This is a genomic window from Rhodoferax sp. GW821-FHT10B06 (genome assembly GCF_059415605.1).
Window position 1 is genome coordinate 307,504 of record NZ_JBWKNO010000001.1, and the last position, 15,830, is coordinate 323,333.

The 15,830-nt window shown below is 63.7% G+C and carries 15 protein-coding genes; 10 read left to right on the plus strand and 5 right to left on the minus strand.

All coding sequences use genetic code 11. The features are described 5' to 3' along the window. Nucleotides 1-39 precede the first annotated feature (39 nt). From lnt to AC07O2_RS01465, 4 genes are all read right to left on the minus strand, one after another. Nucleotides 40-1,590, minus strand: a complete 1,551-nt coding sequence (gene lnt / locus AC07O2_RS01450) for an apolipoprotein N-acyltransferase (RefSeq protein WP_495073962.1) — start codon at nucleotides 1,588-1,590, stop codon at nucleotides 40-42. Continuing rightward, nucleotides 1,590-2,477 (minus strand): CorC family transporter, encoded by an 888-nt coding sequence (locus AC07O2_RS01455; protein ID WP_495073963.1) that lies wholly within the window; start codon nucleotides 2,475-2,477, stop codon nucleotides 1,590-1,592. Before AC07O2_RS01455 ends, lnt begins: the two co-directional genes overlap by 1 nt. Nucleotides 2,478-2,567: 90 nt before the next feature. Next, nucleotides 2,568-3,284: a GNAT family N-acetyltransferase gene (locus AC07O2_RS01460; RefSeq protein WP_495073964.1), complete on the minus strand. Its 717-nt coding sequence runs from the start codon at nucleotides 3,282-3,284 to the stop codon at nucleotides 2,568-2,570. Between the two features lie 123 nt (nucleotides 3,285-3,407). Then, nucleotides 3,408-3,881 (minus strand): Lrp/AsnC family transcriptional regulator, encoded by a 474-nt coding sequence (locus AC07O2_RS01465; protein WP_490591031.1) that lies wholly within the window; start codon nucleotides 3,879-3,881, stop codon nucleotides 3,408-3,410. A 128-nt stretch (nucleotides 3,882-4,009) separates the two neighbouring features. Here AC07O2_RS01465 and AC07O2_RS01470 point away from each other — a divergent pair, with 128 nt between their 5' ends. Then, nucleotides 4,010-4,792 carry a transporter substrate-binding domain-containing protein gene (locus AC07O2_RS01470; RefSeq protein ID WP_495073965.1) on the plus strand — a complete coding sequence of 261 codons (783 nt, stop codon included), beginning with the start codon at nucleotides 4,010-4,012 and terminating at the stop codon, nucleotides 4,790-4,792. Next, nucleotides 4,780-5,658: a phenylalanine 4-monooxygenase gene (phhA, locus tag AC07O2_RS01475; protein ID WP_495073966.1), complete on the plus strand. Its 879-nt coding sequence runs from the start codon at nucleotides 4,780-4,782 to the stop codon at nucleotides 5,656-5,658. The genes AC07O2_RS01470 and phhA overlap by 13 nt, the downstream gene beginning before the upstream one ends. A 58-nt stretch (nucleotides 5,659-5,716) precedes the next feature. On the opposite strand, the gene AC07O2_RS01480 is transcribed toward phhA, so the two are convergent. Next, nucleotides 5,717-6,592 carry a LysR family transcriptional regulator gene (locus tag AC07O2_RS01480; RefSeq protein ID WP_495074219.1) on the minus strand — a complete coding sequence of 292 codons (876 nt, stop codon included), beginning with the start codon at nucleotides 6,590-6,592 and terminating at the stop codon, nucleotides 5,717-5,719. 220 nt (nucleotides 6,593-6,812) lie between these two features. Between AC07O2_RS01480 and AC07O2_RS01485 the strand changes: the two genes are divergently transcribed. The 8 genes from AC07O2_RS01485 to AC07O2_RS01520 all read left to right on the plus strand — a co-directional run bounded on the left by AC07O2_RS01485 (nucleotide 6,813) and on the right by AC07O2_RS01520 (nucleotide 15,719). Next, nucleotides 6,813-7,826: a 4-hydroxythreonine-4-phosphate dehydrogenase PdxA gene (locus tag AC07O2_RS01485; protein WP_495073967.1), complete on the plus strand. Its 1,014-nt coding sequence runs from the start codon at nucleotides 6,813-6,815 to the stop codon at nucleotides 7,824-7,826. Nucleotides 7,827-7,841: 15 nt separating this feature from the next. Beyond that, nucleotides 7,842-9,014 (plus strand): L-rhamnonate dehydratase, encoded by a 1,173-nt coding sequence (locus tag AC07O2_RS01490; RefSeq protein WP_495073968.1) that lies wholly within the window; start codon nucleotides 7,842-7,844, stop codon nucleotides 9,012-9,014. Nucleotides 9,015-9,018: 4 nt separating this feature from the next. Next, nucleotides 9,019-10,047 (plus strand): c-type cytochrome, encoded by a 1,029-nt coding sequence (locus tag AC07O2_RS01495; RefSeq protein WP_495073969.1) that lies wholly within the window; start codon nucleotides 9,019-9,021, stop codon nucleotides 10,045-10,047. 64 nt (nucleotides 10,048-10,111) lie between these two features. Beyond that, nucleotides 10,112-11,026, plus strand: a complete 915-nt coding sequence (locus AC07O2_RS01500) for an SMP-30/gluconolactonase/LRE family protein (RefSeq protein ID WP_495073970.1) — start codon at nucleotides 10,112-10,114, stop codon at nucleotides 11,024-11,026. 4 nt (nucleotides 11,027-11,030) lie between these two features. After that, nucleotides 11,031-11,960 carry a YncE family protein gene (locus AC07O2_RS01505; protein ID WP_495073971.1) on the plus strand — a complete coding sequence of 310 codons (930 nt, stop codon included), beginning with the start codon at nucleotides 11,031-11,033 and terminating at the stop codon, nucleotides 11,958-11,960. Beyond that, nucleotides 11,957-13,486 (plus strand): sugar ABC transporter ATP-binding protein, encoded by a 1,530-nt coding sequence (locus AC07O2_RS01510; RefSeq protein ID WP_495073972.1) that lies wholly within the window; start codon nucleotides 11,957-11,959, stop codon nucleotides 13,484-13,486. The genes AC07O2_RS01505 and AC07O2_RS01510 overlap by 4 nt, the downstream gene beginning before the upstream one ends. Further along, on the plus strand, nucleotides 13,483-14,592 hold the full coding sequence (locus AC07O2_RS01515; protein ID WP_116608885.1) for an ABC transporter permease: 1,110 nt from the start codon (nucleotides 13,483-13,485) through the stop codon (nucleotides 14,590-14,592). Before AC07O2_RS01510 ends, AC07O2_RS01515 begins: the two co-directional genes overlap by 4 nt. Nucleotides 14,593-14,609: 17 nt before the next feature. Beyond that, nucleotides 14,610-15,719, plus strand: a complete 1,110-nt coding sequence (locus tag AC07O2_RS01520; RefSeq protein ID WP_495073973.1) for an ABC transporter substrate-binding protein — start codon at nucleotides 14,610-14,612, stop codon at nucleotides 15,717-15,719. Nucleotides 15,720-15,830: the final 111 nt, after the last annotated feature.

The window sequence follows — 15,830 nt, forward strand, 5'->3', positions numbered from 1 at the left end:
AAGAGCCATGCCTTGTAGGCATAACCCGTCACACAAACGTCATACGCCGGGTTTTTCCCTAGGTGCGCGCCGGCCCCATTTCCAAGCCGCAAACCAGGTCAACACGCCCAGCAGCCACAGCGGCCACAGCCCGCAGCGCGAGACCCACCAGGCATAGGGCGTGATGCGCCAGCCGCTGGTAGCGTTCAGCCCCCGGCCCTGCACTTCGCCCACCAGCACGTCACGGGTCAAGCGCGGCAGCGCCTGCAGCACATGGCCCTGGTGGTCGATGATGGCAGTGGCGCCGGTATTGGTGGCGCGCAGCATGGGCCGCTCGAATTCGAGCGTGCGCATGCGTGAGATGCTCAAGTGCTGGTCCATGGCCAGCGAATCGCCAAACCAGCCGATATTGCTGACGTTGACAAAGATGGTCGGCGCCTGCGCCGGGTCGATAAAACGCGCGCCCAGCTCTTCGCCAAACAAATCCTCGTAGCAGATGTTCGGCGCCAAGCGCTGGCCGGCCACCGGCCAGGATGCCTGGCCCACCGCCCCCCGGTTGAAGTCACCCAGCGGGATGTCCATCATTTGCGTGAACCACTTGAACAGCGGCGGGATAAACTCACCAAAAGGTACCAGGTGGTGCTTGGCATAGGTGTACATCTGCGGCTGGCCGGGCTGCAAGCCGACCACAGCATTCAAGTAGCCATCGCGAGCATTGCCCAAGGGCAAGCCGACCAGGGCGGTCTGCTCGCCCATGGCAAAGCGCTGCAGCAGAGACTGCCAGTAACCCGCTGGCAGTTCCTGCGGCAGCATGGGCACAGCGGTTTCCGGCGCCACCACCAAGGGGGTCTGCGCCTGGCCCAGCTGCTGCGCATACCACTGCAGCGCGATGGGAATGCCGGTGCCGGCTTGGAACTTCTCGTCCTGCGGGATATTGCCCTGCAGCAGGCTCACCGACAACGTGGCCTGCGGGTCGCTCGGCGGCAAGCTTAAAGAACCGGCACCCAGAGCCAGCAGCAGCACGCCCCCCAGACCCCGCCAATGTCGCGCCACCAGCCAGGCCGCCACCAACGCCGCCACCCAGCCCACGCCGTACACGCCCACATAACGGGCGAACACAGCCAGGCCATCCAGCTGCGCATAGCCGCCAGCCCCCCAAGGGAAGCCGGTCAACCATTGCCCACGCGCCAGCTCGGCCAGCAGCCAGAATGATGCAAAAACGATAGCACTCAGTGCAGAATTTACGGGCGCAAGCGCCCTAAAAACCGCAGAAACCAAGCCATACAGCAAGGCCAGGGCGGCCGCCAGTCCACCGACCGCCAACATGGCCAGCACCGCTGGCAGGCCGCCGTAGGTGTGCATGGAAATAAACAGCCACCAGAAGGTGCCCGACAGCCAGGCCCAGGCGAACAGCCAGCCGCGCAGCCCGGCCTGTCGGGGCGTGGCACTGCCTTGCAGCAGCCAGACCAATACAGAAAGAGAAAGGATTTGCAGCCACCACAGTGGCTGGCCGTTCCAGGGCGTGGCGATGGACACCGCCTGTGCCAATCCCGCCAGCACGCAAAGCACCAGCGCCACACTGGCGCCGGGTCGCAACCACAGGCGGCGCATCAGCCGGTGTTGTCGCCGTCGGCCACCGGGGAGACCTTGAACCAGCGCACCGCACCGCCTTTGGCGTGCAGCACCAGAAAGTTCAGGCCCGCCATGGCGTGGTGTTCGCCGCGCTTGGGCACATGGCCCATTTCATGGGCGATCAGGCCGCCGATGGTGTCGAACGCGTCATTCGGGTCGCTACCGGCCAACTTCACGCCAAAGGCTTCGTTGACGCGGTCGATGGAGGTGTCACCGCTGACGCGGTAAGTACGGTCGGCCAGACCGAAGATGTCGCCTTCGTCCTCGGCGATATCGAACTCGTCCTCGATCTCGCCGACGATCTGCTCCAGCACATCTTCAATGGTGATCAGGCCCGCAATGCGGCCAAATTCATCGACCACGATGGCCAGGTGGTTGCGGTTGCCGCGAAAGTCACGCAGCAGGTCGTTCAGGCCCTTGGTTTCCGGCACAAACACCGCCGGGCGCAGCAGGGCGCGGATGTTCAGCTCGGGCGCCCGCTGCAGCTTGAGCAGGTCCTTGGCCATCAGGATGCCGATGATGTTTTCTTTTTCGCCCTCGTACACCGGAAAACGGGAGTGGGCGGTCTCGATGACCACGTGCAGCAGTTCGTCGAACGGATCTGCGATGTTCAGCAAGTCCATGCGCGTGGCGGCCACCATGACGTCGCCGGCACTCATGTCGGCCATGCGGATCACGCCCTCCAGCATGGCATGGGACTCGGCACCGATGATGTGGTTTTCTTCGGCGTCGGAGAGGGTTTCTAGCAATTCGTCGCGCGAATCGGGGCCGGGATGGATGAATTCGGCCAACTTTTGCAAGAAGCCGCGCTTGTCTTCGCGTTCAGGAGCGGAGAAGGACGAGCGCGCGGGATACGGGTCTGACACAGCCTTGGGCGCAGGACGTGCGGTTGTTAAGAAGCCGCTAGGATAGCGGATTGCTGTGAACAAAGGGTAAAACCGGGCAAATACCTCGCATCAGCGAGTTTTTTTGCCCTTCACGCCCCCTTGGCGCATCGTCTGCAGACTTTCCAGAAAATCCCAGAAATGCTTGGCCTGGATCTTCAAGCGGTAATCGGTCTGGGCGAACTGCTCTTCCACGATTTCGGCGATGCGGCTGTCCAGCGTAGCCGGCGGCAAGCGCAAAAAGGCCTCGGTTTCCGTGCCGTCGCGCTCCACCACGGCGCCCGCATTGCGGGCAATCTTCAGCATCGCGGTGTTCTGGCTCAGTGCGTGGATGAACAACAACTCCACACCCTGGTTGCGCGCATGGATGGTGGCGCGCTCGAACAGACGCGCACCGTAGCCACGGCCACGGGCCTTGCTACGCACCGACACGCCAAACTCCGCACAGGCCTTGAACTCGGGGTTCACCGTGTAGGCCAGGTGGGCCATGGCGATCAACTCCAGGCGGCGGTTGTAGATGCCGAAGATGTCGTCGCGCTCGAAGTTCAGGCCGTCCACATAGGCCTGGATGTTGTGGTCCTGCGCCGGATAGCCAAAGCGCAAAAACCGGTCATGTGCATCCAGCGCCAGCAAGTGGGCGGCAATGCGTGCACGGTGGCCCTCGCCCAGGGAGCGTATGGGCACCAGCACCGAGCTGCTGCCATCGGCAGGCTTTGTCCGCCCAAAATCGGACAGCAGAGACTCCCGCCCGGCTGGGGTCGTCTTCAAAGCATGCGTAGGTTCAACCATGGCTGAAATATAAGGGTTTGTACCTAAAACCCCAAGACCTCCTGTCCGCCTCCGCGCATCCCAAGGGCAATTCCCCCGGAATATGCCGAATAGTTCCGCCGGCCGGGCTCTGAAAACACACTCTCAAACCGGCAGCGCGGTAGTCACTTTCACATGGTCCAGCACAAAGCTGGTCTTGCAGTCTTCCACGCTGGGGTGCTTGAGCAGGGTGTCCATGATGAAACGCGAGTACGCCTGCATATCGGCTACCACCACGCGCAGCAGGTAGTCCATCTCGCCGGTGAGCGACGCGCACTCCACCACCTCGGGCCAGGTCTGCACGCTCGCGCGAAACACGTCCATGGGGTTGCGCTTGTGGATCTCAGTGTGCTTTTCCAGCCGCACGTTCAGATAGGCGGTCAGGCCCAGGCCCACGGCTTCGGGCTTGACCAGCGCCACGTAGCGGTCGATCACGCCCGAGTCCTCCAGCCGCTTGACCCGGCGCAGCACGGCGCTGGGCGACAGGCTCACGGCCTCAGCCAGCTGCTCGTAAGTGGCCCGACCATCGGCTTGCAGGCTGCGCAAAATGAGGCGATCTATCTTGTCCAATGCTTCCATATGGATTATTTTGCAGCTTAGCTGCGCCAATGTCGCAAATGTTTCTGCATTCGCATAAAAATTGTGTCCACGCGGGACTACAGTGAATCGCAGTTCTCGCCCTTCCCCCACTCCACCACAGGAACACCATGAAGCTTTCGTTACGCCGCACCGCCACTCTGTTCGCACTGACCCTGGGCAGTGCCCTGGGCGCACAGGCGCAGACCGCCTCCACGCTGGACACCGTGATGCAAACCGGCGTATTGCGCGCCTGCACGCCGGGCGACTACAAGCCGTTCAGCTTTCTGCGGGCCGATGGCGTGTTCGAGGGCATAGACGCCGACCTGGCCCAGTCGCTGGCCAAGGCCCTGGGTGCCAAGGTCGAGTTCGTCAAAACCAGCTGGGCCAATCTCTTGCCCGACCTGGTGGCTGGTAAATGCGATATCGGCGTAGGCGGCATCTCGGTCACCACCGAACGGCAAAAGAAAGCCTTCTTCAGCACCGCCTACATGGTGAACGGCAAGACGCCCATCGTGCGCTGCGCCGACGTGGGCAAGTTCCAAACCCTGGCCGACATCGACAAGCCCGGCGTGCGTGCCGTGGCCAACCCCGGCGGCAGCAACGAGAAGTTTGCCAAAGCCAACTACAAACAGGCCACGCTAACCATCCATCCCGAAAACCTGACCATTTTTGACGAGGTGCAGCAGGGCCGCGCCGACGTGTTCGTCACCGAAGCCGCCGAAGCCCTGGTGCAGCAAAAACTCAAACCCGGCCTGTGTGCCGTCAACCCCGACAAGCCGCTGCAGTACGGCGAAATGGCCTATCTGCTGCCGCGTGGCGACGTGGCCATGAAGGCTTTTGTGGACCAATGGCTGCACCTGGCCCAGGCCACCGGCGAGTACAAGGCAACGACCGACAAATGGCTGCACTGAACACCCCGCCCGCGCCAGTCATCTACGGCGAAGGCAGCCGTCCACCACGGGGCGACTATGACCGCGACGGCCTGGTGCTAGCCGACTACACCTGCCCGCAGAACTACGCGGCCTATACCGCGCAGGACCACGACACCTACCGACAGCTGTTCGAGCGCCAGTCGGCCCTGGTGCCCGGCCTGGCCTGCGATGAATTCATCGCCGCCCTGCCCTTGCTGGGCGTGAAAGACCGGATTCCACGCTTCGAGGAAATCAACGAGCGGCTGCGTCCTGCCACCGGCTGGGAGGTAGTGGCCGTGCCCGGGCTGATCCCCGAGGTGCCGTTCTTCACCCTGCTGGCCAACCGCAAGTTCCCGGTGACGGACTGGATACGCACACCCGAGGAGATGGACTATATCGTCGAGCCGGATGTGTTTCACGATATGTTTGGCCACGTGCCCCTGCTGTTCAACCCAGTGTTTGCCGAGCACATGCAGGCCTATGGCGCGGGCGGGCTGAAGGCCCATGGTCTGGGCGCTTGCGAGCAACTGTCGCGCCTGTACTGGTACACCATCGAGTTCGGCCTGGTGCGCCAGGCAGATGGCTTGCGGGCCTACGGCGCAGGCATCCTTAGCTCATCGGGCGAACTGCAGCACAGCGTGCGCAGCCCCGAGCCGCAGCGCCTGCTGCTGGACGTGCTGCGCTGCATGCGCACCCGCTACAAGATCGACAGCTACCAGCAGACCTACTTCGTCATCGACAGCTTCCAGCAGCTGTTTGACCTGACGGCGCCCGACTTCACGCCGCTGTACGCCCAGCTGAAGACGCTAGACGAGCTCACGGCCGATGCACAAGCCCCTGGCGACCGCCTGGTCACGCTGGGCTAACACTACAGTTTTAATAGCTGCTGGCGCAGGTATTACCTGCGCTGGCGGCCTAAAACGCTTAAGAGTGCAATAACTCCAGAAAACGCGCCGCCGCCGCGCTGACAGGCCGGTCGCTGCGCACAATGCTGCCGTAGGCGGCCAGCTTGTGGGCGATGGTGTAGGGCAGTATCTTCAACAGGCCATGGGTCTGGTAGCGGCTGGCGCTGGACTCGGGAATCACCGCAATCATCTGGGTCTTGAAAATCAGATTGGTGGTGGTCAGGATGGACGATGTCTCGATCAGCCCCCGGTGGAAGCTGGTGTGGTGGTCGCGGAACTCCTGCTCCAGCACCTCGCGCATGGGGCTGCCGTGCGGCTGCAAGATCCACGGGTATTGCAGCATGTCGTCAAACGACACGCTGCTGCGCTCGGCCAATGGATGGTCGGTCGCCACCACCACCGAAAGCGGCTCCTCGCCCAGGGGGCGAAACACATGGTTCTGCGTGGCCGGGCCCAGCATACGGCCAATCACCACATCCAGCGCGCCCTCGCGCAGCTGCTCCACCAGGCGGTCGCTGGTCTCCACGGCAATCTCTATCGACAGCAGCGGGTACTCCTCGCGCAGGCGTATCAGCGTGTCGGTCAGCAGGCCGGGCGACGCGGCCATGATGCAGCCGATGAACAACTTGCCCGCGCCGCCCAGGCGCAGCTCCTGCAGCTCGCGGTTCAGGGCCTCCATGGTGCCGCGCATGCCGCGGAAAGTGTCCATCACCGCCAGGCCAGCCGCGTTCAGGGTCAGGCCACGGCCCACGCGATCGAACAGGCGCTGGCCCAGGGCATCTTCCAGCTCGTGCAGCATCTTGGTGGCCGCCGGCTGGGTCATGCCCATCTGCTGCGATGCGGCGTGCAAGGTGCGATGCTCGCCAATCGCCAGCAGCAAGGCGATCTGGCGCATGCGCAAGCGGTTCAGCAACTGGCTGGTGGTGTCGGTCGTGGCTGTCAATTGATAACCCCAAGGAATTGATTCATCAAATACTTTCAATATACGGGAATCAATCGACTTTCTAAGATGCAGCCATAAGAAAGTATTCGGAGACAAATTCAGGTGCAGCCCGCCATGCGGGCTTAGCTTGGTTGTCTCCGCTCGGAAACACCACCAAGAAAGCACCTTCGCCATGGAACAGAAACCCGTCGTCGCCCTGACCCTGGGCGACCCCGCCGGCATCGGCCCTGAGTTGATCGCCCGGCTGCTGGGCCAGACCGACGCCCCCAGCCATGCCAACATTGTGCTGGTCGGCGATGCCTGGCTCTGGGCCGATGGGCAAAAGATCGCCGGCCTGCAGATCGCCACCCAGCCGGTGAACAGCTTCGCCGAGGTCCGCAACCGGGCTGACACCACACAAGCCGCCTGGCTGACGATGGACACCGTCGCCGCCGCGCAAGTGCAGCGCAGCCAGGCCCAGGCAGCCGGCGGCGCATCGGTGCTGACCGTGCTGAATGCCTGCATGGATGCAGCCAAGCGCCGCGAGGTGGACGCCATCTGCTTCGGCCCGCTGAACAAGTTCGCCATGAAGCAAGGCGGCCTGAAGCATGAAGATGAACTCCACCATTTCGCCGAATACCTGGGTGTGAGCAACTACTTCTGCGAGTTCAACACGCTGGGCGATTTGTGGACCTCGCGCGTGTCTTCGCACATCCCGCTGAAAGACGCCGCCAGCTACCTCAACAAGGACCGCATCAAGGATGCCACGCGGCTGATCTACCGCTCGCTGCAGGCCGCAGGCTTTACCCAACCCAAGGTGGCCGTGGCCGCATTCAACCCGCACGGCGGCGACGGCGGCACCTGCGGACGTGAAGAGATCGACACCATCCAGCCCGCAGTGCGCGAACTGGCCGAAGAAGGTATTGCGGTGGGGGGGCCGTTCCCGGCCGACACCATCTTCCTCAAAGCCCGCGATGGTGAGTACCAAGCCATCGTCACCATGTACCACGACCAAGGCCAGATCGCCATCAAGCTGATGGGCTTCAGCAAGGGCGTGACCGTGCAGGGCGGCCTGCCCGTGCCCATCACCACGCCGGCCCACGGCACGGCCTATGACATCGCCGGCCAGGGCAAAGCCGACGTCAACGCCACCTACAACGCCTTCCGCATTGCCGCCCGCATGGGCCTGGCCACGCACAACCACTGAAACAGGAGACTCTGCATGAAAATCAAATCCGTCCGCGCCCGTGTTTTCGAATGGAAGGGCAAGACCGTTCCACCCCAAGGCAATTTCTGCTCCAACGCCATGGACCTGGTGTATTCCAAGACCGAAAGCATGAGCACCTTCCGCTTCCACTCCTGGACGGTGGTGGAGATCGAAACCGACGACGGCATCGTCGGCCTGGGCAATGTGGCGCTGGCGCCGAAGATTGCCAAAGCCATCATCGACGAATACCTCACGCCGCTGGTGCTGGGCCAGGACCCCTGGGATTACGAATACCTGTGGCAGCGCATGTACCGCGCCACCCACGCCTGGGGTCGCAAGGGCGTGACGATGGCAGCGATATCGGCGATTGACCTGGCGATCTGGGACATCCTCGGCAAGTCGGTGAACAAGCCGGTGTTCAAGCTGCTGGGCGGCCGCACCAAGGAAAAAATCCCTTGCTACTACAGCAAGCTGTACCGCACCGACCTGGATGAAATGCAGAAGGAAGCGCAGAAGTTCAAGGACCAGGGTTTCACCGCCTTCAAGATGCGTTTTGGCTACGGCCCCGCGCATCTGCAAAAGGGCGTTGCCGAGAATTTGAAGTCGGTCGAAGCCGTGCGCGAAGTCATTGGCTACGACAACGACCTGATGCTTGAGTGCTACATGGGCTGGAACCTGGAATACGCCAAGCGCATGCTGCCCAAGCTGGCCAAGTTCGAGCCGCGCTGGCTGGAAGAACCGGTGATCGCCGACGACATCGATGGCTATGCTGAACTGAACGCCATGAACATCGTGCCCATCAGCGGTGGCGAGCATGAATTCAGCCTCTACGGCTTCAAGCAGCTGCTGGAACGCAAGGCCGTGAGCGTGGTGCAGTACGACACCAACCGCGTCGGCGGCATCACCGCCGCGCACAAGATCAACGCGCTGTGCGAGGCCTACAGCGTGCCGGTGATTCCGCACGCCGGCCAGATGCACAACTACCACCTGACCATGAGCACCATCGCCAGCCCGATGAGCGAGTACTTCCCCATGTTCGACGTGGAAGTGGGCAACGAACTGTTCTACTACATCTTCAAGGGCGAACCGGTAGCCGAGAACGGCTTTGTGCAACTCGACGACGACACGCCGGGCCTTGGCCTGACGCTGAACACCGAGTTCCTCGACCAGTTCAACATCGTCGAATAAACCCATGCGCCGTGCTTTGCTCTCTCTGCTGCTGTGTGCCTCGGGCCTGGCCCAGGCCTTCGACGTGGCCCCCTACAAGGTGGGTGACACCTTGCCTACCGCCGAGGCCCAGGCTCTGCTGGCACGCTATGCCGCACGGCCACAGCAACCCTGGCGCGAACCCAGCGAGGCGCGCATTCCAGCGGGCCCCGAAGGCGACCAGATCCGCGACGGCATCGATATCCTGCGCAACACCTCGATGCGTGTGGGCAAGCTGGCCCCCGATGCCAGCAAACGCATGAACTGGAACAGCCTGAACTGCGTCAACTGCCACCAAGCCGGCCCCTCCGGCCTGCCCGGCAGCAAGAAGTTCACCCTACCCCTGGTCAACGCGGTCAATGACTACCCCAAGTTCGACATCAAGTCTGGCAAGGTGATTTCGCTGGAGCAGCGTGCACTCGGCATGTTTGGTGCGGGCGCCGTGCCCATCCAGGTGGATACGCCGGAGTTCCAATCCATCATGGCCTACCTGCGTTGGCTGGCACAAGATACGCAAACCGGTGCGGCCATGGACGGCGCGGGTCTGCTGCCAATGAAAGCCATCGCCCGTGCCGCCGATCCGGTGCGGGGCCAAAAACTGTTTGTCGCCAAATGCCAGGCCTGCCATGGCGTGGACGCCACCGGCCAGCGCAAGCCGGACTTCGCCAACGGTGCGGGCTACCTGTTCCCACCGCTGGCGGGCAGCGACACCTACGACAACGCCGGCCATATGTTTGCCGTGCCGCTGCTGGCACGCTACATCCATGCGTCCATGCCGTTTGGCGCCAGCGCCGATAAGCCACAGCTCACCCCTGCCGAGGCACTGGACATTGCCGCCTTTGTGAACGACGACGCCACGCCGCGCGGGCAGAACCCGAACCGGGTCAAGCTCTATCCTGATGCGGCGCTACGCCCCCAAGGCTTTGCGATTCCCGAGAACTTTGCCGGCCAGCCGCCGCAGGCTTACCAGCGTGCCAAGTTCGGCCCCTTCCGCAATATCAACGAACACTATTGAATATGCGTTCCCTTTCTTTCATTCCCGGGCGTGGCTCGGCTCCACAGACTCCACGGGCTGGGATATGAGCACCATTTTTGATCCTCGATTGAAAGCGGTTCTGCAGGATGCCCAACTGGAGCGCCTGTGCACCGGCGCCACCTGGAGCGAAGGCCCGGTGTGGCTACATGAAGACAACTGTGTGCTGTGGAGCGACATCCCCAACAACCGCATGCTGCGCTGGTCTGCCGCCGATGGCATGAGCGTGTGGCGTGATGCCGTAGAGTTCACCAACGGCCACACCCGTGACCTGAACGGCGACCTGCTGCACTGCTCGCACGGCCAGCGCGCCATCGTGCGCACACCGCTGCGCAACGGCCGGATCGACGCCACCACCGCCGACGCAGTGGTGGTCGACCGCTACCTGGGCAAGCGACTGAATTCACCGAACGACATCGTGGTCAAAAGCGATGGCAGCATCTGGTTCAGCGACCCGCCCTACGGCATCCTGAGCGACCGCGAAGGCCACAAGGCGGTGCCGGAGCAGGCAGCCAACCACGTGTTCTGCTTCAATCCGGCCACCGGTGTACTGACCGCTGCCAGTGACTGGGTGCAGGAACCCAACGGCCTGGCCTTCTCACCCGATGAATCACTGCTGTATGTGTCGGACACATCTGCCGCACTGGCGCCCGCCGGCCAGGGCCACCACCACATCGCCGTGTTCGACGTGGCGGCCGACAACAGCTTGCACAACCCGCGTGTCTTCGCCGAAGTCAGCCCTGGTCTTTCGGACGGCTTCCGCCTGGACATGCAGGGCTGGATCTACACCAGCAGCGAGGACAGCGTGCAGGTCTACCACCCCGACGGCACATTGCTGGGCAAGATCCCGGTGCCGGAAAAAGTCGGCAACCTGTGCTTTGGCGGCCCCTTGCGCAACCAGCTCTTCATCGCGGCCAGCACATCGCTGTACCGCATCACCCTCCATACCCAAGGGAACTGAACCCATGTCCAAAGAAATCCTGCTGCTGGTGGAAAAGTGCAGCCACTGCTTCAGCTACTACGATATTGATAGCGGCACACGCTTGCACAGCGTGCAGCTACCCGAGTTTCCGCATGAATTTGTGGTGGACGCGGCGCAGCGCTACGCCTACATCGGCCACTACGGCGTGGAGACATCGGGCCACCTGGGCCAAGGCGGCACCAGCATCTTCCAGATCGACATCGCCGAAAAGCGCCTGGCGCGCACCATCGACATCGCGCCGTTCAACCGCTTGCACGGCATGCAGATCGACGACCAGGACCGGCTTTACGCCTTGAGCGAAGACCGCGCCCAGCTGGTGGTGCTGGACCACCCGGCCACCGACACCGCGCCACGCCGCGCCGTGCCCACGGGCGGCATCAAGTCCCACCTGTTCGCGCTGACGCGCGACGGCCAGACCGCCTACGCCATGAACCTGCTGTCGCACACCGTGACCAAGATCAAACCCTATGACGCGACCTTCGCCCCGCAGGCCTGCGCACCCGGCGATAAGCCCGAGGGTTATGCGTTGAGTGAAGACGAGAAAACTCTCTACGTCACCTGCCGCTGGAGCAACACGCTGGCCGCCATCGACACCGCGACCATGCAGGTGACGCGCACTGCGCCAAGCCGCGACGACGCCACCCGCCTGTATCTGTACCGCGATGGCCGCATCGTGGTGACCAACTACGGCGAGCGCTCCCTCAGCGTGGTCGATCCGGTGACGCTGAAGGAGCTGGCCCACATCCCCATGGAAGCCCGTGCGATTGCGCTCAGCTACCACCCCACCAAGCCCCTGGCATTCGTGAGCCAGGACAACGACAAGCTCGGCTACTTCAACATGGAGACGCTGCAGTTCGACCGCTTCATCGCCACCCAGCGCGAGCCCGACGTGTCGCGGGTGGTGGTGCTGTGAACGCGCCGGTTGTCAGCATCCAGAACCTGGGCAAACGCTTCGGCGGCACCCAGGCGGTGGATGGCGTGTCCATCGACCTGTTCCAGGGCGAAATCCTGGCACTGCTGGGCGAGAACGGAGCCGGCAAGTCCACGCTGATCAAGATCCTGGCCGGCGTCTATGCGCAGGACGTAGGCAGCATCAGCCTGCAGGGCGAAGCCGAATCCACCTGGCGTGCCCGCCCCAAGGACCAGCAGGGCATCGCCTTCATCCACCAGGACCTGGGCCTGGTGGAGTGGATGACGGTGGCCGAGAACGTAGCCCTGGGCATGGGCTTCCCCAAGCGCCGCGGCTTCATCGACTGGAAGCAGGCCGAGCGCAACGCCGCCCGCGTGCTGGGCCATGTGGGTTGCGATATCGACCCGCGACGCCGCGTCTTCACGCTGACCCGTGCCGAAAAGTCGCTGCTGGCCATCGGCCGGGCACTGGACACCCAGGCCAAGGTGCTGGTACTGGACGAGCCCACGGCCAGCCTGCCGATGGCCGATGTGCAGCGCATGTTCGAACTGCTGCGCCAGCTGAAAAGCCAGGGCGTGGCGATGATCTACGTATCGCACCGGCTGGACGAGATCATGGACATCTCGGACCGCGCCGCGGTGATGCGCGACGGCAAGCTGGTCGGCACCCGCACCACGGCCCAGACCACCGATACCGAGCTGGTGGAGCTGATCGTGGGCCGCAAATTTTCCGGCACCCTGGCCAAGGCCGATGCGCGCAGCCGCGAGGTGGTGCTGCAGCTGGACCAGGTGTATTCGGCCAATGCGGGCCCGGTAAGCCTGGATGCGCGCAAGGGCGAGGTGCTGGGCCTGATCGGCCTGCGCGGTGCCGGCCACGAGGCGATCAGCCGCGCGCTGTTCGGCCTGGCCGAGGTGTCGCAAGGCCGCATGCTGCTGGGCGGCAAGGCCATCGCGCCGCGCAACCCGGCGCACGCGATCGCGCTGGGCGTGGGCCTGGTGGCGGCTGACCGGCTGGAGGAGAACCTGGGCGCCAACTTGAGCGTGCAGGAGAACCTGTTCCCCAACCCGGCCCTGGTGCTGGGCTCGCTGCTGGCCCGCTTGCGCCGCACCACCGAGGAAAAACAGGCCCGCGCACTGATCAAGCAGTTTGACGTGAACCCGCCCGCGCCGCAGGCCGATGTGCAGAACCTCAGCGGCGGCAACCAGCAAAAAGTAGTGCTGGCGCGCTGGATCAACCTGCGGTTGCCGCTATTGATTTTGGAGGAACCCACCGCCGGCGTGGACGTGGGCGCCAAGCGCCAGATCTACGACATCCTGCGCGAGCAGGCCAATGCCGGCGTCTGCGTGCTGGTGGTGTCCACCGACTTCGAAGAGGTGGCCAACGTCTGCACCCGCGCCCTGGTCTTCCGCGACGGCCAGGTCGCCACCGAACTCACCGGCGATGCGCTCAGCGTGGCCGGGCTGCTGGTCGCCGCATCGGGCCAGCAAAACACAACAACAAGCCAATTAACGGAGACAACCACACCATGAGCAGTTCCATCAAAGCCACGGCGCTAGAGCCGGACCCATCCTTCGACAGCCAGCACAAAGGCTTGCTGGCCGGCATCGGCCAGTTGATCCCGGTATACGGCCTGCCGGCCCTGGCGCTCGGCCTGATCCTGCTATTTTCCATCCTGCTGCCGGACAGCTTTCCCACGCTGTTCAACCTGCGCTCCATCCTCAGCGACAAATCGGTGATCGCCATCCTGGCGCTGGCCGCCACCATCCCGATGATGACCGGCAAGATCGATCTGACCGTGGGCTACGGCATCGTGCTGTGGCACATCCTGGCGATCAGCCTGCAGACCAAGTTCGGCCTGCCCTGGCCGGCCGCGGTGCTGGTGGTGCTGCTGTGCGGCGCGCTGTTCGGCCTGCTAAACGGCATTCTGGTGGAGCAGGCGCAGATCGACTCCTTCATCGCCACACTGGGCACCGGCACCGTGCTGTACGCCGTGGCGCTGTGGCACAGCGGCGGCCGCCAGGTGCTGGGCGAGCTGCCCGATGGCTTCTTGAACATTGCCGGTTCGGACTTCCTGGGCCTGCCCATCACCGCCTTCTATGTGCTGGCGATTGCGGTGGTGCTGTGGCTGGTGAGTGAGCACACCCCGATTGGCCGGGCGCTGTATGTGATTGGCTCGAACCCCAAGGCCGCCGTGCTGAACGGCATTGCGCTGGAGAAATGCGTGATGGGCGCCTTCGTCGCCTCGGGCACCTTGTCGGCCTTTGCCGGTGTGGTGCTGGCCTCGCGGCTGCAGATCGGCCAGGCCGGCGTGGGGCTGGAATTCTTGCTACCGGCCCTGGTCGGTGCCTTCCTCGGCTCCACCACCATCCGGCCCGGACGCGTCAACGTCTGGGGCAGTCTGGTGGGCGTGGCGATTCTGGCCGTCGGCATCTCGGGCATCCAGCAGTTTGGCGGCGCCTTCTTCGTCGAGCCCCTGTTCAACGGACTGACCTTGCTGGTCTCCATCGGTATCGCAGGCTACGCACAACGCAAGCGTGGCCAATCCATCAAACGCCGTATTGCTGAGCTGCATATGGCGGTTGCCCCAGCCGCGCCGTCACCCGACAGCGCAACCACCCGTGTCAATTCCCACTAAACCAACAGGAGACAAATATGAAGACACTGACATTCCCTCTGCGCGCCATCGTGCTGGCCACCGCGGCCTTCGGTCTGGCCGGCCACGCCCTGGCCGATGATTTTCTGGACGCGGCAAAAAAGCGCGTAACCGCCGCGACTGTGCCCGTCGACAAATGGGACGGCCCCACCGCCGGCCCCAAGGCGGCTGCAGGCAAGACCGTGGTGTACGTGGCAGGTGACTTGAAGAACGGCGGCCACCTCGGCACCTGGCAAGGTGTGCAGGAAGCCGGCAAGGCGATTGGCTGGAATATGCGGGTGATCGACGGGCAAGGCTCGGTCAGCGGACGCACCGCCGCGCTGAACCAGGCGCTGGCGCTGAAACCGGACGGCATCGTTGTCGGCGGCTTTGACACCTCGGAACAAAAAGTGGCCTTCGCCGCCGCCGCCAAAGCCGGTATTCCACTGGTGGGCTGGCACTCTGGCGAGCAACCCGGCCCGAACCCGACCGCCGGCCTGTTCGCCAACGTGACCACCCTGCCTGCCGACGTGTCGGAAACCGCCGCCTCGTGGGCGGTGGCGGACTCCAACGGCAAGGCCGGTGTGGTGATCTTTACCGACTCGCAGTACGAGATCGCCATGTTCAAGGCCCGCGCCATGGAGGCCATCATCAAGAAGTGTGGCGGCTGCACCGTGCTGAGCTTTGAAGACAGCCCGATCTCGGAAAGCTCCACCCGCATGCCCCAGCTGACCACCTCGCTGCTGCAGCGCTTTGGCGACAAGTGGACGCACTCGCTGGCCATCAACGACCTGTACTTCGACTTCATGGGCCCCACGTTGCGCGCGGCCGGCAAGAAGGGCGATGGCGAACCCAAGGCCGTGTCCGCGGGCGACGGATCGGAAGCCGCCTACCAGCGCATTCGCTCCAAGCGCTACCAGGCCGGTACCGTACCCGAACCACTGAACATGCAAGGCTGGCAACTGGTGGACGAGTTGAACCGTGCATTCGCCAAGGCCCCCTGGTCTGGCTACTCTGCCAAGGTGCACCTGGTGACGCCGGACAACGTGGGCAAGGATGGCGGACCCAACAACATCTTTGATCCGGACAACGGCTACCGCACGCAGTACAAGACGATCTGGGGCAAGTAAGCCCCCGGGGGCAGACCCGCCACGGCTGCCCCCCACCCTTCCCTCCTAGCCCCCCTACGCCGGCTGTCGAGCAGCAGTGCGGGCTTACCCCTGGGCGCATGGGAGCGCGCA